A 22,917-nucleotide genomic window follows, 5' to 3' on the forward strand; every position below is an offset into this window, starting at 1 on the left:
TCAATTGTAGTGCCGGGCCCCCTTTGCGGCGGCCAGCTGCAGGCCGCGTCCGGAACGGCGAGCCTACCGCGGCTCCGGTCCGGGCAGCTCCGGTCCGGACATCTCAGGTCCGGCCAGCTCCGGACCGGGCGGCTCAAGTCCGGGCAGCGGGTCCTTGCCGGTCCATGTCTTCACGACCGTCCACGTGACGGCGGTGATCGGCACGGCCAGCAGCGCGCCGACAATGCCGGCCAGTATGGTGCCGGCAGCCAGGACGAGCAGTATCGCCAGGCCGTGGATGCTGAGGACCCTGCCCATCAGGACCGGCTGCAGGAAGTGGTGTTCGAGCTGGTTCACGCCGATGACCACGGCCACAACAATGAGCGCCTGGACCAGTCCGTTGGAGACCAGCGCGACGACAATGGCGAGGGTGCCAGCGACGGTAGCGCCGACGATCGGGATGAATCCGCCGATGAAGATGAACACTCCCAGCGGCAGGGCCAGCGGCACTCCCATGATGGCGAGGGTGATCCCGACGACGAGACCGTCAACCGCGGCCACCATGGCCGTGCCGCGGACATACCCGCCCAGGACGACGGTACTGCGATCCGCCGCCAGCCGTGCCTTGGCGCGCTGGTCGGCCGGCAGCATGCCAATGAGAAAGGCCCGGATTTCGGGCCCGTCCTTGAGGAAGAAGAACAGGGTGACGGCCATCAGCACCGCGCCGGTGAAGATTTCCACCGCGGTGCGGGCACCGGTGAGGGCTTCTGCACTGAACGTGCTCGAGGTGAAGAACTCCCGCACCGAGTCCATGACGGCGGTGATCTGTTGGTCGCTGACAGGGACAGGTCCGTGGTTCAGGAATGAGTGCAGTTGTTCGACTCCCGCAGCGGCCCGGGCCGTGAGCTCGCCCCACTGGTTGGAGACCAGAATGACGATGCCGGCGATGACGCTGCCGAAAACGGCGAGAATGGCCACGAACGAGGCAACCACCGCGAGGGCGCGCGGCCACGCGTGCCCGGTGAGCCAGCGGACCAGCGGGGAGATCGCTGCGGCCAGGATAACGGCGATGAGGACGGGGATGATGACGAGCGGGATGCGGCTGGCGGCCCAGATGATCGCCCATGCGAGGGCGGACACGGCGAGGACCTGCACGGAGCGGATGCTGGCGCGGCCCAGTCCGTCCGACCAGATGGCCGGCATTGCGCTGCGGGGTTCGATCATAGGGGTTCTCCCGGCGTTCGGACGCGGTGGCTAGGCCCAGCGCAGGGGTTTCGGCCTGGACTGTTGCCACGCATAGTAGAACCGCAAGCGGGCTTCGTTGCCGCGCTGCTGCTCAAGGGCGTGCAGGCGCCCGAAGGTAAATCCGGCGCCGGGGCCAGCCGCGGCCTGCCCCGCCAGCACCAGTAGGGTTTCCCGGGTGACGACGCTGTCCTGGAAGTCTCCGAGGATCTCCTGGATGCCCTCCGCGGCCCGGGCAACGTTCGTTGCTTGAGTGCCGAAAATGGGGGCAGCCGCCTCTGCGGCATAGCGCAGCCGCTTCGCAGCCTTCCGAACTTCATGCAATGCGGCATCTTGCGGTGTCCCGCCTGCGCCGCCGTCAAGGGACCGGACCGCCGCCTTGAGGCGTTTTCGTTCCGCGGAGACGAGCCGTCCAACCGTCCCCGGCGCATCGTTGCCTGCCCCGCCGCTCAGCGGAGGTACCGCAAGGAAGGCATCGAGGGCATCGAGGAGGCGGAAGTAGCGGGTGCTGTCCAGCGCGGCCAGGCCGGTGGCAAGGCCCTGTTGCTGGACGGTGCCGAGGTGCTCCTGGATCTGCTGCGCGACTGGTCCGATTAACAGCTCCGGAGGTTCGGCACTGATCATGTCCTTTAGCCGGGCACGGATGACCTCGGCGTCCCGGGCCCGGCCCACGTTGCCGGCGAGCCACTGGAGCTCGCCCCTAAGAAATCTGGCCGACGTCGTATCTGTGAGCGTTCGAAAGGTTGCCAGTGCCGACCGCAACCGGCGGGCGGCCACCCGGAATTGATGCACGGCATCGGGCGCATTGACCCGGACGCGAGGATCATTCAGCTTCACGGCGCGTACCTGTTGGGATACGTATGAGAGCATGACGTCCGAGGCCGGACCGTCCCGGCTCGGCTTTGGAGCCGTGGCCGGATTCTCCGGATAGTCCGGTCCGAGCGCCCGGGCGAGCTTGGACGGGTGCGTGGCGATGGTGACTCCCTCTGCGGCGCACAGAGCGTCAGCGTCCTGGAGCAGCCGACGGGGGCCGTCGGCGAGTTCCAGTTCCCATTCCCGCCACCGCGACGGTCCCGCGCAGGTTAGCAGGGATTGGGCCTCGACACGGTCGTCACTGAAGTTGGGAAGGACTGCGCCGTCGGCGGCGTATAACGGCGTCAACCTCCGGCTGGTCCGGATGTGTGCAACCGGAATCAGCGCGTGGCAGCGGCTGTGGACGAGGACCAGCTGCCGCAAATTTTCCGGCACGGCATCCTGATCGCCGCCAAGCGGCTCCTGTATAGCCCGGCGCTCCCCCACGGCGACCGGCAGTTTGAGGTGCCATCCTGGATCCGGACCGGCGGACCGCCGGCACAGGGTGATCCGTTGCCTGGCCAATGACAGTGCTTTGGTATCAAAGTAGACGGCGTCCAGCATTTCGTTGACGGGCTGCCCGGCGCGATCCACCCCTGGGATTGATGCCAGTGGCGGGAGGGCGTCGGATTCCGAAGGGCTGTACTTGCGTTCCACCTCGATCGCGTCGGCGGCCATGCTTCATTTTAGGAACTCCTGCACGCGCCGGGCGTGTGCCCAAAGGCCCCTATCGGAGGAGATTGTCACGGGAACCGGGTGCTGGGGACGGGTGGCCGCCCAGTTCAGGCCACGGCCCCGCGGAAGGCGCACAGACGCGGCGGTATGAGGCTGGAAAAATGACTTGCCCGGGCATGCGGCGGCGAGTAACTTTCGGAGCAGTGGGCCGGCGGACCGCTGGCCCCCTGCGAGAGGACCGCCATGCCAACCATAATCGGCCACCACGATGTCAAGGACAAGGATCACTGGCTTGCCTCGCCGAAGCGCGAAGAGGTGTTCGGCCCACTGGGGATCACCAACATTCGTACGTTCGTCAACCCCCAGAACCCGACGCAAGTCGCAGTGATGATGGATGTCCCTGACGTGGATGCCCTCATGGCCGCGATGCAAAATGACGTAATGGGCGAGGCGATGGCCTACGACGGCGTACTGCCCGAGACCCTGGTCATCCTGGTCGAGGCCAAGCCCTAGCTTCACCCGGGCGGACACCGCCGGCGGTGCAGGCGGATGTGGCGAAGCTCCGGTCAAATAGCGGTTGACCGGAGCTTCGGGTCCATTATGGGCAGTGGTTCCTGTGTATTGGCCGGGAATAGGCTGACCGCTAGTGGTTCAGCAATTCGCCCATGAGGGGCGCATTGCGGACATCGTCGGTCAGGGGGCTCAGCCCCCACACGTCCTCGATGGTGTGCAGCAAGGAATAGTGCGAGTAGGCGGCGTTGGATGTGAAGTGCTTCCGCGCTGCCGGGCCGGCAAAAACCGTAGCCACCCGGTTGTCGTCTTTGCTGCCTTCATCCCACGTGAGCACCAGCAGGGAGTTCTGCGTCGTGAAGGCCGGGGATCCCAGGATCCTGGGCACTTCGCGGGCGAGCCAGTCGTCTCCGGTGCCGATGGAGCAGTCGTGGGTGTCGTGGCACATGTCCGGGCTGATGAAAGCGTAGTCCGGCAGGGTCGACGGCGACTGCAGGTCCTGCCCCAGCCGGTCATACGGAACAACATGGTCCGAGCAGGAGGCCACGTCGTCCGTCACGGCAGGGTAATACATGAACGGATTATGCTTCACCGCATACCGGCGGGAGTCATGCGCGGCGCAGGGCGCGGGCATGCCCTCGGCATACATTTTCCAGGTCCGTCCGGATTGGGTGATCTCATCGGCGATCGAACGCACATCGGCGGTGCACGAGTCCGGTTTGCAGTCGCTGGTGATCCCCGCGCTCGTTCCGCTCGTGAGGGCGAGATAGTTGGGCAGGCTCGGGTGGGTGATGGCCCGGTAGTTGGCGGCCACCGAGAATTCCGCCGCAAGCTTGTTGAAGTAGCCCGCTTCGCTGGCGCCCATGATCTGCGAGGCCGCCTTGTTCTCCTGGACGATGACCACAATGTGCGCGATTCCGCTGCTGGCCTGCCCGCCCGGGGCGGGGTGCGGGGCCGGCTGCGCGAAATACGGGGATGGTGGTGGGGCCGCGGCGGTCGGGTCCTGGCCGGGGGACGCGGGCGGCGATTCGGTCCCGGCCGGCCCGGCAGGCAGGGACCCGGCCGGTGGGGACTCGGCAGATGGGGACTGAGAAGGCGGGCCGGCCTGGAAGGGGTGCACCGACGTGCACCCCGCCAGCAGCATCGCCAGCGCCCATCCGCCGGCCAGGGAGAGTCGGCCGATCCGCGTCATCGGTCCATGCTAGCGGCCGGTATTGGTGCGGCCAATGCTGTCTGCATTCCCGGCCTCAGGCCAGGCTCAGGTCAAGAAACTGCCCGCACCCGGTCCAGGGCCCGGCTCCCCCGTGTCCGGTCACCCTCCGGGATGCAGCGCGCCGCGGACGGTGCCCAGCAGGGACAGGAACCGCTCGTTGTCCGGCAGGTCATCGATCAGCACCACACCCTCGGGAGCGGCCAGCGGAATGCGCCAGTTCGGGTATTCGGTGCTGGTGCCCGGCTGGTTCTGGGTCCGGGTCTCCCCCACGGCGTCGACCAGCGCCACCCCCAGCAGCGCTGACGGGGCCAGCGCCGTGTAGGCGTACAGCGCCTCCACCGTGGTCCGGACGTCCGTGCCGTTTTCTGCCAGCAGGCCGCGTGCCCGGACCCGGGCCAGCACGGCCTCCTGCTCGGCCGCGGCCTCGGCGCGTTCTTCCGCCACGGGCCGCCGCAACAGCCCGAGCGATTCGCGCAAGGTGACGTGTTCACCGGCGAGGTAGCCCGCCGTCGGGGGGAGATCGTGGGTGTTGACGCTGGTCAGGCACTGCTCGCGGTAGTGCTCCGGCGGAATCGGGCCATCGGCGTCGTGTTCGAACCAGAGAATCGACGTGCCGAATATCCCCCGCTCGGCCAGGTAGCCGCGGACCCACGGCTCGAACACCCCCAGGTCTTCGCCAATCACGATCGCCCCGGCCCGTTGCGCCTCGAGGGCAAGGATGCCGATGAGCGCCTCGTGGTCGTAGTGCACATAGGTGCCGCTCTCCGGCCCCCCGCCCTCGGGGATCCACCACAACCGGAACAGGCCGAGGATATGGTCCACCCGGATGCCGCCGGCGTGCCGCAACACGGTGCGGAGCATGTCCCGGTAGGCGGCATAGCCGGATTCGGCGAGCCGGCCCGGATGCCATGGCGGCTGCGACCAGTTCTGGCCCAGCTGGTTGAACATGTCCGGGGGCRCACCAACGCTCACGCCCCGGGCAAGAACGCCGGAGAGAGTCCAGGCGTCGGCACCGCCGGGTTTTACCCCGACAGCGAGGTCATGGACGGCTCCGATCCCCATCCCCGACTGGCGTGCCGAACGCTGGGCCGCCTCGAGCTGCTGGTCGCAGAGCCACTGCAGCCAGCAGTGGAATTCGATCCGGGCTGCCAGCCTCGGCCGCTGCTCGACACAGTACGGCGACGCCGGGGATGCAGCCGCTCCGGCCCATTCCGGCGCCGACGGCGGCAGCTCTTCGGCGAGCGCAGACCACAGCGCAAAGTCCTCTAGCCCCTGCCCCTGCTCGGCGCGGAAGTCGGCGAACTGCCGGGTGCGCGCCGGCCCGCGGCGGACCGCAAACACGCGTTCCAGCGCCGAGAGCTTTGCCGCGTAACTGGCGTTGCGGTCCAGGAGGTCCCGGGAACGGTTGGCCGCCTGCTGGCCTTCGGCCAGGCGTGCCACCTCGGCCCGGCCGGCTGCGTCCAGGTAACCGTATTCCGGGATTTCCTCCACCCGCAGGTAGAGCGGGTTGAAGAAGCGCCGTGTGGTGGGCAGGTACGGGGAGTCCTCGACCGGCGGCACTGGTTCGGCGGCATGCAGCGGATTGACCAGCACAAAGCCGGCCCCCTGCTCCCCGGCAACCTCGGCGAGGTCCCCGAGATCGGCGAAGTCGCCAATCCCCCAGGACCGGGAGGACCGCACGGAGTACAGCTGGGCCGTCAGTCCCCAGGTGCGGCGTTCCTTGAGCAGGGCCGAGGCCCGGAGCCGGCCGGGCGTAACTACCAGCGGACACTGCGCCGCCGTGCCCGCGGCGTCGGCTCTCAACGTGTGCCAGCCGAGACCGAGGCTGCCGGGTATGGCGAACGTGGCACGTCCCGTGAGGACGCCGTCGACGTCGACCGGCTGGTCCCAGTTCTCCCGCTGGGCGGCCTCATAGCTGCTGCCGTCTTCGGCGTCGATCCAGACGCGGACTTCGCTTCCGTGCGGGACGTGGACCTCGACGCGGGACTCCTGTCCCTCCCTCACTACAAGGACCGGGGGCAGGATGCGCCGCCAGTGTGCCAGCCGGGACTCGGCCAGGGAGCGTTGCTGCTCCTGGGGCCCGTTGGCGGGGACCCCGAGGGCCGACAGCACGTCCTGCAGGGTCCCGGCGGCCACGGAACGCTGCACTCCGTCCCAGCCCCAGTAGCTGGTGTCGACGCCATAGGCTGCGGCGAGTTCGCGCAGGAGCGTGTCGGCCGTATCAGTGTCCCCGGTCTGCCCGGGACTTCCGGGGGCCGCGGCGTTGCCGGCGTCTGCAGGATGATTGGGGTTTGGACGGTCCTCGGGGTTTGCGGGGGTCTCGGGGTGCGTCTGGTCCACCATGCGCCCACTCTAGACGCTGCCCCTACCGCCCGCCGCCCTTTCCGTGGATGTGGGAGTCATCTACCAGTTCGTTGAGTCCTTGGCCGGTTCCCGGCGCGGACGGCTCCTTCGGCCCGTTTAGGCGCCGCTACAGCGGCCGCGCTAGCCTTGAAGCCTATGGTTGACATCGAACGGTTCCGGATCCTCCTGCGCGAGGAACGTGACCGGAAGCTTGCCCTCCTRCCCGCCCTCCGCCGGGACATCACCTCGGTCAATGCCGCCCGCCTCGACTCCAACGTCGACGACGAACACGACCCCGAGGGCACGACGATCGCCTTCGAACTATCCCAGGCCTCCGCGCTCCTGGAACAGAGCAGGGCTTCCCTGCTGCAGATCGATGCCGCCCTTGCGCGGATGGACGAGGGCACCTACGGAATCTGCGCTGTATGCGCCACCCCGGTCCCCGAGGACCGGCTGGAGGCCAGGCCCTGGACCGCGTACTGCATCGCGCATGCCTCGGGCAAGGCATGAGTCCGCCCGGCCTGCTGGGGGAACCKAACCTCGCCCTGACATGGTGGGAGCGGATCGTTGCCGGATTCACCCACGCCCCCAGCCCGCACGTGAGCAGTATTGAGCTCGTGGCGGTGATCCTGCTGGCAGTGGCCGTCTCCCTGCCCCGCCTGTCCTGGCGCTACTTTGGCCTGCTCGCCACCGTGACCCACGAACTCGGCCACGCGTTTGCCGCCCTCACCACCGGCCAGCGGCTCGGCGGCATCCGGCTGGGCCTGGACCACTCCGGCACCACCACGACGTACAGCAGGAGCCGCCTCTCCGCCGCCTGGTCGACGTTCTGGGGCTACCCCGTGCCCGCCGTCGTCGGGGCGGCGATGGTCTGGTGCGGTTTCAACGGCTGGGGGCCGGCCGCGATGTCGGTGGGCACGCTCATCCTCCTGGCGTCCTTCCTGTTCCTCCGCAACGGCGTGGGCCTCCTCATCACGGCCGCCGCCGTACTGGCCGCGGCGCTCCTGGTGCTGTTCGTGCCGCCGGTGTTCAACGGCCACGTGATGATCGTGCTGGGCCTGGCGCTGCTGGTCGCTGCCGTCAGGGACCTCGGCAAACTGGCCAACGTCCATTTGCGGCACCGGGACAGGCTCCCGACGTCGGACGCGTACCTGCTGGCCAGGGCCACCTCCATCCCCGCCGCGGTGTGGATTGCCCTCTTCGCCGTGGTTGTGGCCGGGGCATGGTGGTTTGCCTGGCAGCCGATGGCCCCTGTGTTCGCGGCCGCGTTGGGGCCGTTCCCTTCCCGGCCTTAGGCTGGGACCATGAGCCTGAGTACCCACACCGACGATCCGGGATTCAGCACCAAGGGCGCGTATGTGACCGGCGGCGAGGAATTCACCCGGGATACCAACTACATTGAGGACCGGATCACCCGGGACGGTGCCACGGGCGCCCACGGCGAGCCCGGCTGGCCCGTGGAACCTGGCCGCTACCGCCTCATCGCAGCGCGCGCCTGCCCGTGGGCCAACCGCACGGTGATCGTGCGCCGGCTCCTCGGCCTGGAGGCGGTCATCTCGCTCGGCCAGCCCGGCCCCACCCATGACGCCAGGTCCTGGACGTTCGATCTCGACCCGGACGGCAGGGATCCCGTCCTCGGAATCGAACGCATCCAGGACGCCTACTTCCGCCGCTTCCCCGACTACCCCCGCGGGATTACCGTCCCGGCAATCGTGGACGTCCCCAGCGGGCAGGTAGTCACCAACAATTTCCCCCAGATCACGCTCGACTTTTCCACGGAGTGGACCCAGTACCACCGCGCCGGAGCTGTACCCGGAGCACCTCAGGGAAGAAATCGACGCCGTCAACAGGCGTGTCTTCACCGAGGTGAACAACGGCGTCTATCGCTGCGGCTTTGCCGGTTCCCAGGAGGCCTACAACGCTGCCTACGATCGGCTCTGGACTGCCCTGGACTGGCTCGAGGAACGCCTGGCGGGCCAGCGGTACCTGGTGGGCGACACGATCACGGAGGCCGACGTCCGCCTGTTCACCACACTGGCCCGCTTCGACGCCGTGTACCACGGCCATTTCAAATGCAACCGGCAAAAGCTCAGCGAGATGCCGGTCCTGTGGGCCTACGCGCGCGACTTGTTCCAGACGCCAGGGTTCGGCGACACCACCGACTTTGTGCAGATCAAGCAGCACTACTACATCGTGCATGAGGACATCAATCCCACCGGAGTGGTCCCGCGCGGACCGGAACTGGGCAACTGGCTCTCGGAGCACGGCCGCGAATCCCTCGGCGGCCGGCCGTTCGGCGTCGGAACGCCGCCCGGACCGGTCCGGGCCGGCGAAGAGGTCGCCCCGGGACACGGCGCAGCCTGATGCCGACAGCGGCCGGTGCGGCCGGGTTTGCCGCGCCCGGATTTGCGGGTGTGCGTGAGCTCTTCGACTCTTTCCTTTCCGAGGATCCGGGCTACAGCGCTCAGCTGTCGGCCTACCACCACGGCACCAAGGTGCTGGACCTCTGCGGCGGACCGGGATTCGTCCCCGGCGACATCACGGGCACCTACTCCTGTTCCAAGGGAGTCGCCGCCTTCGTCATCGCCCTCCTCGTCCAGGACGGCCGGCTCGACCTTGACCGGACCGTCGCGTCCTACTGGCCCGAGTTCGGCGTCCACGGCAAGGACCGGCTCACGGTGCGGCAGGCCCTATCCCATCAGGCGGGGCTGCCCGGCGTCGCCGGCGGGTTTCCCCTGGCGGAGTTCGCCACCCCGGCCGCGGCGCGGCGTCTCGCGGCCTCGGCGCCGTTGTGGCGCCCGGGCACGGCCTTCGGCTACCACGCCCTGACCATAGGGATCCTGATGGAGGAGCTCTGCCGCCGCGTCACGGGGATGACGCTGCAGGGGCTCTACGACGAACGCATCCGCCGCCCGTGGGGCATCGACTTCTTCCTGGGCCTGCCCGAGGACCAGGAACCCCGGTACCGCGAGGTGCTCTACGACCCTGACCCGGCCCAGCCGTGGCTGGACCCGCTCAGCCTCGACGGGCTGAACAGCAACGCGCCGGTCAGCACCATCATGGAACTGCCCAACCACCGCTTGGTGCGCGCCTCGGGTATGAGCAGCTCAGGTGGTGTGGGGTCAGCCGAGGGGCTGGCCAGGCTCTACGCCGCCGCCACCACCGGAGTGGACGGCGTTCCCGCTTTCCTGAACCCCGCCACCATCGAGGTCATGGCCGCTGAGCAGGTCTGGGGACTGGACCGGTGCTCCGGGCAGGACAACGCCTTTGCCGTCGTGTTCATGAAACCCCAGCCTGGGCGGAACTTCGGCAGCCAGCTGGCCTTCGGGCACGAGGGAGCGAACGCGGCCCTCGGCTTCGCGGATCCCGGCTACGGCCTCGGGTTCGGGTATGTGCCCCGCCGCAGCGAGGAAGGCCGGACCGAGGGGCGGGCCCAGCGGCTGTCCGCGGCGGTGCGGCGGGCCGCCCACGCGGCGTCCTGACCGGCCCCGTTTCGGCTTGGGCGGCCCGCTCCGGGGTTCGTCCAGTTGTCGCACGAGCCTCCCGGCCATAGGGTGAGCCGAATGGCCATTCCCGAAAAGCAAGCCGGCAGCCCGCCCTCCCTGTTGCGCCGATGGACCCGCACCGCGGGCAGCGCTGTCGCCGCGGCGGTGCTGTGGCCCCGGCTGCAGCTGGCCCTGAAAGCCGGGCTGGCCGCGGGCGTCGCCTTCGCGATCGCACCCTTCATGCCGGGCTCAGCGGCCGACTATCCGTACTACGCCCCGCTGGGCGCCTTGGTGGCCATGTACGAGAACGTTGCCGGCTCCATGCGGCAGGGCGTCCAGACGCTCGTCGGACTGGCGATCGGGGTGGGCCTTGCGTTCATGCTGTTCAGCCTCGGCTCGCCGTCGCCGTGGACGGTCGCGGTGGTCATGGGACTGGGCGTTATCCTCGCCGGCCTGCCCAAGATCGGTTCGGGCCGGGACTGGATCCCGACGGCGGCGCTCCTGGTGCTGTTGGTCGGCGGGCATAATCCGGACACGTTCTCCTTCGGATACCTGTTCCAGATGGGCGTCGGCGTCACGGTGGGCATCGTCGTGAACCTGCTGGTCTTCCCGCCGCTGCACTTCCGGGCGGCAGAGCTAAGTATCGCGGAACTGCGCCAGGCCCTCGCCCAGCAACTCTGGGACATGGGAAAGGCGCTGAAGGAAAGCTGGCCGCCGGAGCATGTTGACTGGTCTCGCCGCTCGGAAGCGCTCGCAGCCCACGCCCGCTCCGTGCGGCTCGCCGTCGAAAAAGCCGACGCCAGCCGCCAGGCAAATCCCCGACGCCACCTGCATCCGCGCGACCTGAACCTCGACTACCGGAACCTGCGGGATCTCGAGCGCCTGACCTTCCACGTCCAGGACGTGACCCAAGTGCTCTCGGATGTCATCTGGGCCGAGGACACCCCCTTTGTGGTGCCCGACGAATACGCAGTGCCCCTCGGGGACGCCATGGCTTCCGTCGGCGACGTGCTGCGGGCTCTGGAAGAGGAACAGCCCGAACGCCAGACCGAGCTGGCGGCTGCCGCCGATGCGGCGATCAGCGAACTGACCGCCCGGATTGGCTCCGAGCAGCACAGCACGGACGCCCCGAGCGCGGTCGAATCCATCCTCTTGAGCCTGCACCGCATGCTGCGCGTGGCCACGCCCGGGCGGCCGGAGGCCAAACCGGCCACGGCGCCGGCAGACTAGGAAATACTTTCCGTCTGCCGGCGGGGCGGGCCGGTCTGACCCGGTCGGTCTGTCTGTCCTGCCCGGCTGTGGCAGCGCCGGCTATGGCAGCGCCGCGACAGAGCCGCTGAAGTGCCGGCGCCCGGACAGCGGGTTCCATGCCACGTAGGCCGAGCGCTCCCACCCGCCGCCGTCCGCCTGCACGGTGCTGATGTCGAGCGCCACGCGGGCCGGCAGGAACACGGGGGCCTCGAAGGCCACCTCCCAGGTGAACGAATCCCCCCGGACGGCACCGACGTCGGCCAGCGCCCGGGACGCCAGGTACATGCCGTGGGCAAGGGACCGCCGCTGCCCGAGGGCCTTGGCGGTCAGGACGCTCAGGTGGATGGGGTTGAAGTCCCCGGACACAGCCGCGTAGGCACGCCCGGTATCGACGCCCAGCTGCCACAGGGCCGTGGGATCCGGCACGGAGAACGGCGGCGGCGGCACGGCCACCGAGGCCTTGTCGATCCCCGGAAGGAACACCCCCTTGGCCAGGTAGGTCGAGACCCCACGCCAGCGGACTTCATCTTGGCCGGCGGCACGGACCTCCGCGACGACATCGAGCTGCGTGCCGGCGCGGTGCCCGCGCAGGTTCTCCACCCGGGCCCGGATATCCAGGGCCTGGGTGAACAGGACCGGCGTGGACTGCACCACGGTGTTCGTCAGATGGATCATGCCCAGCAGGGGCAGCGGAAAATCGTCCCGGTTCATCACGCTCATGGCCAGCGGAAACGCCAGGGCATGGATGAAGCCGGCGGGCAGGACGTCGCTCGCGCTCTCGCCGATCAGGTGCTGGAAGGCCGTCAGGTTGGCGACGTCGGCCTTCACGCCACGGACCTCGTGGGTGTAGGCCGGCAGTTCGGTGCCGCCGTGGGTGCCCAGGACCCGGCGCCGTGCCGCGGCGGCCGCTGCGTTGACGTAGAGCTTGGACAGTGCGGGCATCTCGCCCAGGATGACGGTCTGGGGTCCGCTCATGCGCCGACCAGGTTCTGCCCGCAGACGCGCAGCACCTCCCCGGAAATCCCACCCGCGGCGTCGCTGGCCAGGAACGCGATGGCCTCGGCGACGTCGCCCGGCCGGCCGCCCTGCTGCAGGGAGTTGAGCCGGCGCGCCACTTCGCGGGTGGCGAACGGGATCCTGGCGGTCATCTCCGTTTCAATGAAGCCGGGCGCAACGGCGTTGATGGACCCCCCGCGTTCGCCGATCAGCGCCGCCGTGGCGCGGACCATGCCTATCACGCCGGCCTTGGACGCGGCATAGTTGGTCTGGCCGCGGTTCCCGGCGATCCCGCTGGTGGAGGCCACGGACACGATCCTGGGCGAGTCGCGGAAGTGCTCCGAGGCCAGCAGGGCCTCATTGATCCGCAGCTGCGCGGCGATGTTGACCGCGAGCACGGAGTTCCAGCGGCCGGCGTCCATGTTGGCCAGGAGCTTGTCCCGGGTGATCCCTGCGTTGTGGATCATGATGTCCAGCCGGCCATGCCGTGCCGCGGCGTGGTCGATGATCCGCTGGCCGGCGTCGTCGCGGCTGATATCCAGCTGCAGGGCCGTCCCATGGACCTCGTTGGCCACTGCCGCCAGATGCTCTCCCGCCGCCGGAATGTCCACGAGGATGAGTGTGGCGCCGTCGCGGTAGAGGGTGCGGGCAATTGCGGCCCCGATGCCGCGCGCTGCGCCGGTCACCACGGCCACCTTGCCGGCCAGCGGCTTCTCGACGTCGTCGGGCAGCTGGCCGGCGCCGGAGCTGACGGTCAGGAACTGCCCGTCTACGAACGCCGAGCGGCCCGAGAGGAAGAACCTCAGCGCCCCCAGTGCTGCCGGGCTCGTGGTCCGGGCGCCGTCGGCGAGCAGGATGCCGTTGCCGGTGGCGCCGGCACGGAGTTCCTTCGCCAAAGACCGCAGGAGACCGTCCACGCCCTGCCTGGCAGCCGCCGTTGCCGGTTCCGTGGCCGAGCCCGCCGTGCGGGACATAGTGATGACGCGGGCGTTCGGGGCGAGGTCACGCAGCGACGCGGCGGCGGTGAGGACCGGCTTCTCAAGATCGCCGGGGTGGGCCAGCTCGTCCAGCACCAGGATGATGGCGCCGAGCTTCTCCTTGGGTATCGCGTGTCGACGGACATCGAGGTCCCAGTCCAGCAGGGTGGCGGCGAGCTCGTCGGCGCCGCCGGTTGATCCCTGGACCAGGACCGGTCCGTCGATGAGGGGGCGGCCGGGCTCGTGCCGCCGGAGGACCACTGGCTGCGGGAGGCCGAGCCGCTTGGCGAGGTCTTTGCCGATTCCGTGGCTGACCAGCCGGGTGTACTTGTCGCTCATCCGGTTCTCCCTAGAGTGCTTCGAGGATTGCGACGACGCCCTGGCCGCCGGCGGCGCAAATGGACACGAGGCCGCGGGCCGGACGCCCGTTGACGTCTCCCTTTTCGTGCAGCATTTTGGCCAGCGAGGCCACGATCCTGCCGCCCGTGGCCGCAAACGGGTGTCCGGCGGCCAGCGAGGAGCCGTTGACGTTCAACTTGGCCCGGTCGATGCTGCCGAAGGCGCCGTCCAGGCCCAGGCGGGTGCGGCCGAATTCGTCGTCCTCCCACGCCGCGAGGGTACTGAGCACCGTGCCGGCGAAAGCCTCGTGGATCTCGAAGAAGTCGATGTCCGCGAGGCTGAGATTGTGGCGTGCGAGAAGCCGCGGCACCGCGAAGGCCGGGGCCATGAGCAGCCCGTCTTTGCCGTGGACAAAGTCGACGGCGGCAGCCTCGCCGTCGATCACCGCGGCGAGCTTGGGGAGGTCGTGGGCGTCGGCCCATTCCTCGGACGCCAGCAGAACGGTGGAGGCGCCATCGGTCAGCGGGGTGGAATTGCCGGCCGTCATGGTCGCCTCGGCGCCCAGGTTCTTGCCGAAAACGGGCTTGAGGGTGGCCAGTTTCTCCGGGCTCGTGTCGGCGCGCAGGTTGGAGTCGCGGCTCAGTCCCCGGTAGGGGGTCAGGAGGTCATCGAAGAAGCCTGCGTCGTAGGCCGCGGCCAGGTTCCGGTGGCTGTTGAAGGCCAGTTCGTCCTGGGCCTCGCGGGTGATCTTCCACTGCGCCGTGGTCAGCGCCTGGTGCTCGCCCATCGACAGGCCGGTGCGCGGCTCCCCCGTGTTCGGGGCGTCGGGCGCCAGATCCTTGGGACGGAGCCGGCTGAGGACCTGCAGTTTCCGGGACATCGTCTTGGCGCGGTTGAGGTCAAGGAGCACCTCGCGGAGTCCCTCGCTGACGGCGATGGGGGCGTCAGAGGCGGAGTCGACGCCGCCGGCGATCGCGGAATCGATCTGGCCCAGCTTGATCTTGTTCGCCAGGCCGAGCACCGTTTCCAGGCCGGTGGCGCAGGCCTGCTGGAGGTCATACGCCGGGGTCTCGGCGGAGAGGGCCGAGCCGAGCACCGCTTCCCGGGTGAGGTTGAAATCCCGGGAGTGCTTGAGGACCGCCCCCGCAGCCACTTCCCCGATCCGTTCGTCCTGCAGGCCGAAGCGGGCGATCAGGCCATCAAGGGCGGCCGTGAGCATGTCCTGGTTGGAGGACTTCGTGTACGCGCCTCCGGTCCGGGCGAACGGGATGCGGTTGCCGCCCACGACCACGGCCTTGCGGAGTTGTGCCGGGCCTGCGCCGGCGTGCTGTGTCTTCCCGGCGGCGGATGCGGCGGCTGGCTGGGGGCGGGGCACTGACTGTCCGTTGACGGACATGGGCTGTCTCCTTCGATCAAAGCGATTACCGATACCCAGCGTACCTGATACGCTGGGTATCGTGAACATCCCCAAAGCCACCGTGCCCGCCGGGCAGGCCGCCGTCGACGGCCGCGCTTCCCGCTGGCAGTCCCACCGCGAGGAACGGCGGCGGGAGCTGATCAAGTCGGCCCGGAAAGCGGTGCATGCCCTCGGCAGCGATGCGTCCATGGAGGACATTGCCGCAGCCGCGGGAACGTCGAAGTCCGTGTTTTACCGCTATTTCGGCGACAAAGCCGGACTCCAGCAGGCCGTGGGCGAGGTGGTCCTGAGCCAGATGCAGCGGCGCATCCAGGAGGCGGCCCAGAGCGCCCAGACGCCCCGCGAAGGCCTGTTCGCCATGGTGTCCGCGTACCTCCAAATGGCCGAGACCAGCCCGAATGTCTACACGTTCGTCACGCGCCATGCTTCCGGCGAGCCCGAAACGGCCGGCCCGTCCATGTCCACTGCGGGAGCCTTGAGCCACTTCTTCGCCGCCATCAGCGACATGATTGCCCGGCCGATGCGCAGCCATCTGGGCGGCGGCCAGGACAAGGAAGCCGTGATCGGCTACTGGCCCAACGCCGCGATCGGGCTGGTCCGGAATGCCGGCGAACAGTGGCTCGCCAGCCCGCCCGGACCGGCGAAGCCCGGCCAGGAGGCCATGGCGCGGCAGATCACGGATTGGCTCTGCTTCGGCATCGCCCCCGAGCTGCAGGCACGTCGTCCCGAAGAAGAAGCAGCACAAACGGAAGCAACAGACCCGGCAGGCCAGGGCGCGCCGTAGCAGCGGCACACCGGCCCACGTCCGCGACCTGAACTGTCAGCACCAAAGATTGTCAGAACCACAGAAGGAAACGACATGACTGAACTAGCCGACCGCACTACCGGCAACGCACTCCGCCGGCCGCAACCACAACAGCCGGCGGCAACCACGGCAGCCGGCCGTTCCGGCCAGCCCGGTTCCCCTGGGGCCCCCGCCGTCGACGTCGCGGCCCTTGGCGAACAGCTGCTCGGCAAGTGGGCCGACATCCGGCTGAAGTCCAGGGGCCTCGCCGGCCGCCCGGAACTGCACAAGATCGAGGGCCAGACCCACACAGAACACCGCCAACGCGTCTTCGGGCAGCTCAGGATCCTGGTGGACAATGGCGCCGTCCACCGCGCATTTCCGGAGTCCGTGGGCGGCTCCGATGACCACGGCGGCAACGTGGCCGGCTTCCAGGAACTGGTCATCGCCGACCCGTCGCTGCAGATCAAGGCCGGCGTGCAGTGGGGCCTGTTCGGCTCCGCAGTGAACCACCTCGGCACCGCGGAACACCACGAGAAATGGCTGCCCGGCATCATGAGCCTGGAGATCCCAGGCTGCTTCGCCATGACCGAGACCGGGCACGGCTCGGACGTGGCCAGCATTGCCACCACCGCCACCTACGACCCCGCCGCCGGAGAGTTCGTGGTCCACACACCGTTCCGGGCAGCGTGGAAGGACTACATCGGCAACGCCGCCACCGATGGCCTGGCCGCCGTCGTGTTCGCCCAACTGGTGACAAAGGGCGTCAACCACGGCGTGCACGCGTTCTACATGGACCTCCGGGACCCCGGGACCAAGGAGTTCCTGCCGGGCATCGGGGGCGAGGACGATGGTGTCAAGGGCGGCCTGAACGGCATCGACAACGGCCGGCTGCACTTCACGAACGTCCGGATCCCCCGCACCAACCTCCTGAACCGCTATGGCGACGTCGACCCCGAGGGCAACTACACGTCCCCCATCGCCAGCCCGGGCCGCCGCTTCTTCACCATGCTCGGCACGCTGGTCCAGGGCCGGGTCTCCCTCGACGGCGCCGCCGTGACGGCGTCGAAGCTGGCCCTGAAAACCGCCATCCAGTACGCCACCGAACGCCGGCAGTTCAATGCCTCCTCGCAGACCGACGAGGAAGTGCTGCTGGACTACCAGCGGCACCAGCGCCGGCTCTTCACCCGGCTGGCCACCACGTACGCCGCCAGCTTCGCCAGCGAGCAGCTGCTGCAGAAATTCGACGACGTCTTCTCCGGCCGCCACGACACCGACCAGGACCGCCAGGACCTCGAAACCCTGGCCGCGGCCCTGAAGCCGCTGAGCACCTGGCACGCCCTGGATACGCTGCAGGAATGCCGCGAGGCCTGCGGTGGTGCGGGATTCCTGATCGAAAACCGGTTCGCCTCCCTCCGCGCCGACCTCGACGTGTACGCCACGTTCGAAGGCGACAACACGGTCCTGCTGCAGCTGGTCGCCAAGCGCCTGCTGGCGGACTACGCCAAGGAATTCCGCACCGTCAACGTCGGCGTGCTGGCCCGCTATGTCGTGGGCCAGGCCACCGGTGCTGCGATCCACCGCACCGGACTGCGCGGCGTCGCCCAGTTCGTGGCCGACACCGGATCAGTACAGAAGGCAGCGCTGGCGATCAAGGACGAAGCAAGCCAGCGGACTCTGCTCACGGACCGCGTCCAGACCATGGTCGCGGAGGTGGCCACGGCCCTCAAGGGCGCGAACAAGCTCCCGCAGCAGCAGGGCGCCGCCTTGTTCAACGCCCACCAGCACGAACTCATCGAAGCCGCCCAGGCCCATGCGGAACTGCTGCAGTGGGAGGCCTTTACCGAGGCCCTCGGCAAGGTGACAGACCCGGGCACGCACAAAGTCCTGACGTGGCTGCGCGATCTCTTCGGCCTGTCCCTGATCGAGAAGAACCTGTCCTGGTACCTCATGAACGGCAGGCTGTCGATGCAGCGCGGACGCACTGTGGGCGAATACATCAACCGCCTGCTCGTGAAGATCCGCCCGCACGCCCTGGACCTGGTGGACGCGTTCGGGTATGGCCCGGAGCACCTCCGCGCTGAGATCTCCACCGGCGCGGAGAAGGTCCGCCAGGACGAGGCCCGGGACTACTTCCGCAAGCAGCGGGCCAGCGGCCAGGCGCCCCTGGACGAAAAGATCCTGCTTGCCCGCGCCGTTCACGGCACAAAAGCTCACGGCACCAAGGCCCAGGGCACCAAAGCCCGCAGCTGACCCAGCCGAAATGCGACGACGGCGCCGCCCCCTCAGCCGGGGCGGCGCCGTCGTCGAAGTGCAGTGACGCTGAAGTGCAGTGACGCTGAAGTGCAGTGACGCTGTGGTGCTGTTCCGTCGCGGGGTCAGGAGCCCTGCTGGAGCACCGCGCGGTAGACCTCGAGCGTGGTCTCCGTGATGGATTCCCAGGAGAAGTGCTCCTCGGCCCTGCGCCGGCCGGCTTCGCCCATGGCGCGCGCCCGGGCAGGATCAGACACCACTTCGATGAGGGCCTCGGCAAAGTCGGTGACGAACTTCTCCGGGTCCAGAGGGATTCCCGTGCCGTCCGTGACCTGCTCGATCGGAACAAGCAGTCCGGTCTTGCCGTGCTCGACGACCTCCGGGATACCGCCGGTGGCGCTGGCCACCACAGCGGCACCGCACGCCATCGCCTCAAGGTTGACGATGCCCAGCGGTTCGTAGATGGACGGGCACGCGAACGCCGTCGCGTGGCTGAGCACCTGGATGACCTCGTTGCGGGGCAGCATCCGCTCGATCAGGATCACGCCGCTGCGCTGGCTCTGCAGCTCCTCGATCAGGCGTGCCGTCTCGGCCGCCAGTTCCGGGGTGTCCGCGGCACCGAGGCACAGCACCAGCTGGACGTCGGCCGGGAGCTTGGCGGCGGCCCGCAACAGGTACGGCACGCCCTTCTGCCGGGTGTTCCGGCCCACAAAAACAACGCTGGGGCGCTCCGGATCGATTCCGAGCGGACGGATGATGTCATCAGCCTCGTCCCGGTTCCACTGGCTGACGTCAATGCCGTTGTGGACCACCTTGACCTTGGTCGGGTCAACGTCCGGATAGCTGCGCAGGATGTCCTGGCGCATGCCTTCCGAAACGGCGATGATGGCGGCGGCGGCCTCGTAGGCGGTCTTTTCCACCCAGGAGGACACCGCGTAGCCGCCACCAAGCTGCTCGGCCTTCCACGGGCGCAGCGGCTCCAGGCTGTGCGCGCTCAGTACATGCGGGATGCCGTGAAGCAGCGACGCGATGTGTCCGGCCATGTTGGCGTACCAGGTGTGGGAGTGGACCAGGTCCGCGCCGGCGATGTCCGGAACGATCCTCAGGTCCACCCCGAGGGTCTGGATGGCGGCGTTTGCGGAGCCCAGGTCTTCGGGCACGGAATACGACGTGACAGTCGCTCCGTGGTACCCGGGCTCGCGGGGCGCGCCGAAGGCACGCACCTGAAGGTCCACGCGTTGGGCCAGCACTCGGCTGAGCTCGGCCACATGGACACCGGCGCCGCCATAAATTTCCGGCGGGAATTCTTTGGTCACAATATCTATTCGCACATGCACCAAGGTAGTCGTTACGGTGGAACTGATCTAGTGTGAAGACGTTCGGGCATGCCGGACTGTATTGGGGAGTAACGAAGGCGTTCAGGAGCTATCACCATGCCGCATCAAAAGAGAGTTTTGGCAATTGTCCTCGCAGGTGGCGAGGGAAACCGGCTCATGCCGTTGACGGCGGACCGGGCCAAGCCTGGTGTCCCGTTTGCCGGAAGCTACCGGCTCATTGACTTTGCCCTTTCAAATCTTGTGAATTCCCGCTATCTGCAAATTGTGGTGTTGACGCAATACAAGTCCCACAGCCTTGACCGGCACATTTCCGAAACGTGGCGGATGTCCACCCAGCTGGGCAACTATGTGGCCTCGGTTCCGGCTCAGCAGCGCGTCGGCAAGAGCTGGTTCCTCGGCAGCGCCAACGCCATTTATCAGTCGCTGAATCTCATTCACGACGCCAACCCCGACATCGTGGTCGTGGTCGGCGCAGACCACGTCTACCGGATGGACTTCTCCCAGATGGTGGAGCAGCACGTCGCGAGCGGGGCCAAGGCCACGGTCGCCGCGGTCCGCCAGCCGCTGCACATGGCGGACCAGTTCGGCGTGATCGAAACCGATGCGGACAACCCGGAGAAGATTGCCGCGTTCGTGGAGAAGCCGTCGTCAACACCGGGCCTCGCGGCCGACCCCAGCCAGTTCCTGGCCTCCATGGGCAACTACGTCTTCGACGCCGATGCCCTTATCGAAGCCCTCCACGTTGACGCCGAGCGCCTCGATACCAAGCACGACATGGGCGGGGACATCATCCCGTACTTCGTCAACCAGGGCGAGGCCGGCGTCTACGACTTCACCCTTAACGACATTCCGGGCTCCACCGAACGGGACCGCACCTACTGGCGCGACGTCGGCACCATCGATTCTTTCTACGACGCCCACATGGACCTGATCTCCCCTGTTCCGGTCTTCAACCTCTACAACTCCGAGTGGCCGATCTACACCCGCCAGACCATCTCCCCGCCGGCCAAGTTTGTCCGCGGGAAGTCCAACACCGTGGGCACGGCACTGGATTCCATCGTGGCCAGCGGCGTCGTCGTCTCCGGCGGCATCGTGGAAGGCTCCGTGCTCTCCAACGACGTCTACGTCGGCACCTCGAGCCGGGTCCTGGACTCGGTCCTGATGGACAAGGTCAACGTCGGCGAAGGCGCAGTCATCAAACGCGCCATCATCGACAAGAACGTCAAGGTGCCGGCCGGGGCCGCGATCGGACTCGACCCCGAACTGGACCGCGCCCGCGGCTTCAAGGTCACGGACTCCGGAATCACGGTCCTGTCCAAGGGCCAGCACGTCCCGGACCCCAGCGATGCGGAACGGGCGCTCTCCGCGGCCAACCTGCGCCTGGTGCCCGACGCCGTCCGCACCGCCACTGAGAACTGGCCCGAACTGCGCGACTCCGTGGACAAGGTGGCCGACGTCCAGGCCGCCGCTGTGGGCGCGGACGCACCGGTCAAGCAATCACCCACGGCATAGGCAGGCGGGGGCCCGGCAGGCACGTCCGGCCGGGCTCCCCGCACCCTGTAAAATTAGGGCAATGAGCTCCCCCGATCTGTCCTCCGACTTTCCCTCTGCCGAGCTTGGTCTTGCCGATCTTGGTCTCGCCGAGCTGACCCCGGAGGAAATCCAGGCCTGCCTGAAGGTACTGAACACGATCCACGCCTATGACGAGGAGCACCCGGACTACGTCTCAGTGCGCCGCGCCACCGGGAAAATGTTCAAGGCCGTCAAGCGCCACCGGCGGGTCAGCAAGCGTGATGAGATCGCCGAGGCGGACCGCGCCGTGATCGCACAGACGGCGACGGCGGCCCCCGACAGGATCGACGACGAGACGCGCGGCAACAAGCTCGCCACGTCCGCCACCGGGGAAATCGCCGGCCACCTGATCAGGTCCCGGCCGTGCTACATCTGCAAGCAGCACTACACCCAGGTGGATGCCTTCTACCACCAGCTGTGCCCCGAGTGCGCCCTGTTCAGCCACAGCAAGCGCGACGCCCGCACCGATCTGACCGGCCGCAGGGCCTTGCTGACCGGCGGCCGGGCGAAGATCGGCATGTACATCGCGCTCCGGCTCCTCCGGGACGGCGCGCACACCACCATCACCACCCGGTTCCCGAAGGACGCCGCCCGCCGCTTCGCTGCGATGGAGGACAGCGCCGACTGGCTGCACCGGCTCCGGATCGTGGGCATCGACCTCCGCGACCCGTCCCAGGTGATGGCCCTGACGGATTCCCTGGATGCCGCAGGACCGCTGGACATCATCATCAACAACGCGGCCCAGACGGTGCGGCGCTCCGGCAACGCCTACAAGCCGCTCGTGGACGCCGAGGACGAGCCGCTGCCCGCCGCCCTTCAGGCTGCCAATGGGGGCCCGGAGCTCGTCACGTTCGGCCACGCCCACGACAAGCACCCGCTTGCCCTCGCCAGCAGCGTGCTCGACCATCCAGTGCTGGCCGGTGACGCGATCACGTCCCTGGCCCTGTCCACCGGGTCGGCGTCGCTGGAGCGGATTGCCTCCGGCACCGCGATCGATGCGGGCGGACTGGTCCCGGACCTCGCCAGCATCAACAGCTGGACCCAGGTGCTGGACGAGGTGGACCCGCTGGAGATGCTCGAAGTGCAGTTGTGCAACGTGACGGCTCCGTTCCTGCTGGTCAGCCGGCTGCGTGGCGCCATGAAACGCTCCACCGCGCGGCGGAAGTACATCGTCAATGTCAGTGCCATGGAAGGCCAGTTCTCCCGCGCCTACAAGGGCCCCGGACACCCGCACACGAACATGGCCAAGGCTGCGCTGAACATGATGACGCGAACGAGCGCCCAGGAAATGCTCGACGCCGACGGCATCCTCATGACGGCCGTGGACACCGGCTGGATCACGGACGAGCGCCCGCACTACACCAAAGTCCGCCTCATGGAAGAGGGCTTCCACGCGCCCCTGGACCTAGTTGACGGCGCCGCCCGCGTGTACGACCCCATCGTGATGGGCGAATCCGGCGAGGACCAGTACGGAGTGTTCCTCAAGGACTACAAGCCCAGTCCGTGGTGACCCCCAGTCCCTGGTGACCGGCGCCGGCGGGCCGCGGCATCCGTCACATACGTGTCCGCCGCGGGACCTATGGCCCTAATGGGGGTTACGGGGCGGCCCGTATCGTGGCTCGACATGGACTCAACCACGCCCTCGCCGGAATACTCGCTGACCATGGACCAGTGCTGGGCGCTGCTCGATAC

General features: G+C 68.2%; 17 protein-coding genes and 1 pseudogene. 10 read left to right on the plus strand and 8 right to left on the minus strand.

Annotated features, from left to right (window positions below; genetic code table 11):
• Positions 1-63: 63 nt before the first annotated feature.
• Complete coding sequence (locus tag AC1D1W_RS10905) at positions 64-1,203, minus strand: AI-2E family transporter (RefSeq protein ID WP_476943674.1); 1,140 nt, start codon at positions 1,201-1,203, stop codon at positions 64-66.
• A gap of 30 nt (positions 1,204-1,233) precedes the next feature.
• Positions 1,234-2,751, minus strand: a complete 1,518-nt coding sequence (locus tag AC1D1W_RS10910; protein WP_476943675.1) for a CYTH and CHAD domain-containing protein — start codon at positions 2,749-2,751, stop codon at positions 1,234-1,236.
• 240 nt (positions 2,752-2,991) lie between these two features.
• Here AC1D1W_RS10910 and AC1D1W_RS10915 point away from each other — a divergent pair, with 240 nt between their 5' ends.
• Complete coding sequence (locus AC1D1W_RS10915; RefSeq protein WP_476943676.1) at positions 2,992-3,261, plus strand: hypothetical protein; 270 nt, start codon at positions 2,992-2,994, stop codon at positions 3,259-3,261.
• A gap of 130 nt (positions 3,262-3,391) precedes the next feature.
• On the opposite strand, the gene AC1D1W_RS10920 is transcribed toward AC1D1W_RS10915, so the two are convergent.
• Both AC1D1W_RS10920 and malQ read right to left on the minus strand, forming a co-directional pair.
• Complete coding sequence (locus AC1D1W_RS10920) at positions 3,392-4,450, minus strand: alkaline phosphatase family protein (protein WP_476943677.1); 1,059 nt, start codon at positions 4,448-4,450, stop codon at positions 3,392-3,394.
• Positions 4,451-4,570: 120 nt separating this feature from the next.
• The gene (gene malQ / locus AC1D1W_RS10925; protein WP_476943678.1) at positions 4,571-6,814 is read right to left on the minus strand and encodes a 4-alpha-glucanotransferase; all 2,244 of its coding nucleotides are present in this window, start codon (positions 6,812-6,814) and stop codon (positions 4,571-4,573) included.
• 156 nt (positions 6,815-6,970) lie between these two features.
• On the opposite strand from malQ, the gene AC1D1W_RS10930 reads away from it, so the two are divergent.
• From AC1D1W_RS10930 to AC1D1W_RS10950, 5 genes and pseudogenes are all read left to right on the plus strand, one after another.
• Complete coding sequence (locus AC1D1W_RS10930) at positions 6,971-7,324, plus strand: TraR/DksA family transcriptional regulator (protein ID WP_476943679.1); 354 nt, start codon at positions 6,971-6,973, stop codon at positions 7,322-7,324.
• A complete protein-coding gene (locus tag AC1D1W_RS10935) occupies positions 7,321-8,109 on the plus strand; it encodes a M50 family metallopeptidase (RefSeq protein ID WP_476943680.1) in 789 nt (262 codons plus the stop codon). Before AC1D1W_RS10930 ends, AC1D1W_RS10935 begins: the two co-directional genes overlap by 4 nt.
• 9 nt (positions 8,110-8,118) lie before the next feature.
• Positions 8,119-9,178 (plus strand): annotated as a pseudogene (locus tag AC1D1W_RS10940) (glutathione S-transferase family protein).
• The gene (locus tag AC1D1W_RS10945; RefSeq protein ID WP_476943681.1) at positions 9,178-10,296 is read left to right on the plus strand and encodes a serine hydrolase domain-containing protein; all 1,119 of its coding nucleotides are present in this window, start codon (positions 9,178-9,180) and stop codon (positions 10,294-10,296) included. The pseudogene AC1D1W_RS10940 and the gene AC1D1W_RS10945 overlap by 1 nt, the downstream one beginning before the upstream one ends.
• Positions 10,297-10,377: 81 nt before the next feature.
• On the plus strand, positions 10,378-11,529 hold the full coding sequence (locus AC1D1W_RS10950; RefSeq protein WP_253906684.1) for an FUSC family protein: 1,152 nt from the start codon (positions 10,378-10,380) through the stop codon (positions 11,527-11,529).
• 81 nt (positions 11,530-11,610) lie between these two features.
• Here AC1D1W_RS10950 and AC1D1W_RS10955 read toward each other — a convergent pair whose 3' ends face one another.
• Genes AC1D1W_RS10955 through AC1D1W_RS10965 form a run of 3 tightly spaced genes read right to left on the minus strand, consistent with a single transcriptional unit; the run spans position 11,611 to position 15,258 of the window.
• Positions 11,611-12,525 (minus strand): MaoC/PaaZ C-terminal domain-containing protein, encoded by a 915-nt coding sequence (locus AC1D1W_RS10955; protein WP_476943682.1) that lies wholly within the window; start codon positions 12,523-12,525, stop codon positions 11,611-11,613.
• Entirely contained in the window at positions 12,522-13,862 is a 1,341-nt protein-coding gene (locus tag AC1D1W_RS10960) for a 3-oxoacyl-ACP reductase (RefSeq protein ID WP_476943683.1), read from the minus strand. Before AC1D1W_RS10960 ends, AC1D1W_RS10955 begins: the two co-directional genes overlap by 4 nt.
• 10 nt (positions 13,863-13,872) lie before the next feature.
• Positions 13,873-15,258 (minus strand): acetyl-CoA C-acetyltransferase, encoded by a 1,386-nt coding sequence (locus tag AC1D1W_RS10965; RefSeq protein WP_028275556.1) that lies wholly within the window; start codon positions 15,256-15,258, stop codon positions 13,873-13,875.
• Positions 15,259-15,319: 61 nt separating this feature from the next.
• Here AC1D1W_RS10965 and AC1D1W_RS10970 point away from each other — a divergent pair, with 61 nt between their 5' ends.
• Positions 15,320-16,063 carry a TetR family transcriptional regulator gene (locus AC1D1W_RS10970; RefSeq protein ID WP_476943684.1) on the plus strand — a complete coding sequence of 248 codons (744 nt, stop codon included), beginning with the start codon at positions 15,320-15,322 and terminating at the stop codon, positions 16,061-16,063.
• Positions 16,064-16,138: 75 nt separating this feature from the next.
• The gene (locus tag AC1D1W_RS10975) at positions 16,139-18,316 is read left to right on the plus strand and encodes an acyl-CoA dehydrogenase family protein (RefSeq protein WP_476943685.1); all 2,178 of its coding nucleotides are present in this window, start codon (positions 16,139-16,141) and stop codon (positions 18,314-18,316) included.
• A 125-nt stretch (positions 18,317-18,441) separates the two neighbouring features.
• Here AC1D1W_RS10975 and glgA read toward each other — a convergent pair whose 3' ends face one another.
• Positions 18,442-19,647, minus strand: a complete 1,206-nt coding sequence (gene glgA, locus AC1D1W_RS10980) for a glycogen synthase (RefSeq protein WP_243177650.1) — start codon at positions 19,645-19,647, stop codon at positions 18,442-18,444.
• Positions 19,648-19,749: 102 nt separating this feature from the next.
• On the opposite strand from glgA, the gene glgC reads away from it, so the two are divergent.
• Together glgC and AC1D1W_RS10990 are read left to right on the plus strand one after the other, a co-directional pair.
• Positions 19,750-21,165, plus strand: coding sequence for a glucose-1-phosphate adenylyltransferase (gene glgC, locus AC1D1W_RS10985; RefSeq protein ID WP_476943686.1), 1,416 nt, complete (start codon positions 19,750-19,752; stop codon positions 21,163-21,165).
• A gap of 61 nt (positions 21,166-21,226) precedes the next feature.
• Entirely contained in the window at positions 21,227-22,735 is a 1,509-nt protein-coding gene (locus AC1D1W_RS10990) for an SDR family NAD(P)-dependent oxidoreductase (protein ID WP_243177652.1), read from the plus strand.
• The last annotated feature ends 182 nt before the right edge of the window (positions 22,736-22,917 follow it).

It is taken from the genome of Arthrobacter sp. P1_B4 (assembly GCF_056406555.1).

Bases quoted from the DNA above. Each gene is read 5' to 3' on its own strand.
- AC1D1W_RS10905 (WP_476943674.1), bottom strand. From the start codon at position 1,203: ATGATCGAACCCCGCAGCGCAATGCCGGCCATCTGGTCGGACGGACTG.
- AC1D1W_RS10910 (WP_476943675.1), bottom strand. From the start codon at position 2,751: ATGGCCGCCGACGCGATCGAGGTGGAACGCAAGTACAGCCCTTCGGAA.
- AC1D1W_RS10915 (WP_476943676.1), top strand. From the start codon at position 2,992: ATGCCAACCATAATCGGCCACCACGATGTCAAGGACAAGGATCACTGG.
- AC1D1W_RS10920 (WP_476943677.1), bottom strand. From the start codon at position 4,450: ATGACGCGGATCGGCCGACTCTCCCTGGCCGGCGGATGGGCGCTGGCG.
- AC1D1W_RS10945 (WP_476943681.1), top strand. From the start codon at position 9,178: ATGCCGACAGCGGCCGGTGCGGCCGGGTTTGCCGCGCCCGGATTTGCG.
- AC1D1W_RS10950 (WP_253906684.1), top strand. From the start codon at position 10,378: ATGGCCATTCCCGAAAAGCAAGCCGGCAGCCCGCCCTCCCTGTTGCGC.
- AC1D1W_RS10955 (WP_476943682.1), bottom strand. From the start codon at position 12,525: ATGAGCGGACCCCAGACCGTCATCCTGGGCGAGATGCCCGCACTGTCC.
- AC1D1W_RS10960 (WP_476943683.1), bottom strand. From the start codon at position 13,862: ATGAGCGACAAGTACACCCGGCTGGTCAGCCACGGAATCGGCAAAGAC.
- AC1D1W_RS10965 (WP_028275556.1), bottom strand. From the start codon at position 15,258: ATGTCCGTCAACGGACAGTCAGTGCCCCGCCCCCAGCCAGCCGCCGCA.
- AC1D1W_RS10975 (WP_476943685.1), top strand. From the start codon at position 16,139: ATGACTGAACTAGCCGACCGCACTACCGGCAACGCACTCCGCCGGCCG.
- glgC (WP_476943686.1), top strand. From the start codon at position 19,750: ATGCCGCATCAAAAGAGAGTTTTGGCAATTGTCCTCGCAGGTGGCGAG.
- AC1D1W_RS10990 (WP_243177652.1), top strand. From the start codon at position 21,227: ATGAGCTCCCCCGATCTGTCCTCCGACTTTCCCTCTGCCGAGCTTGGT.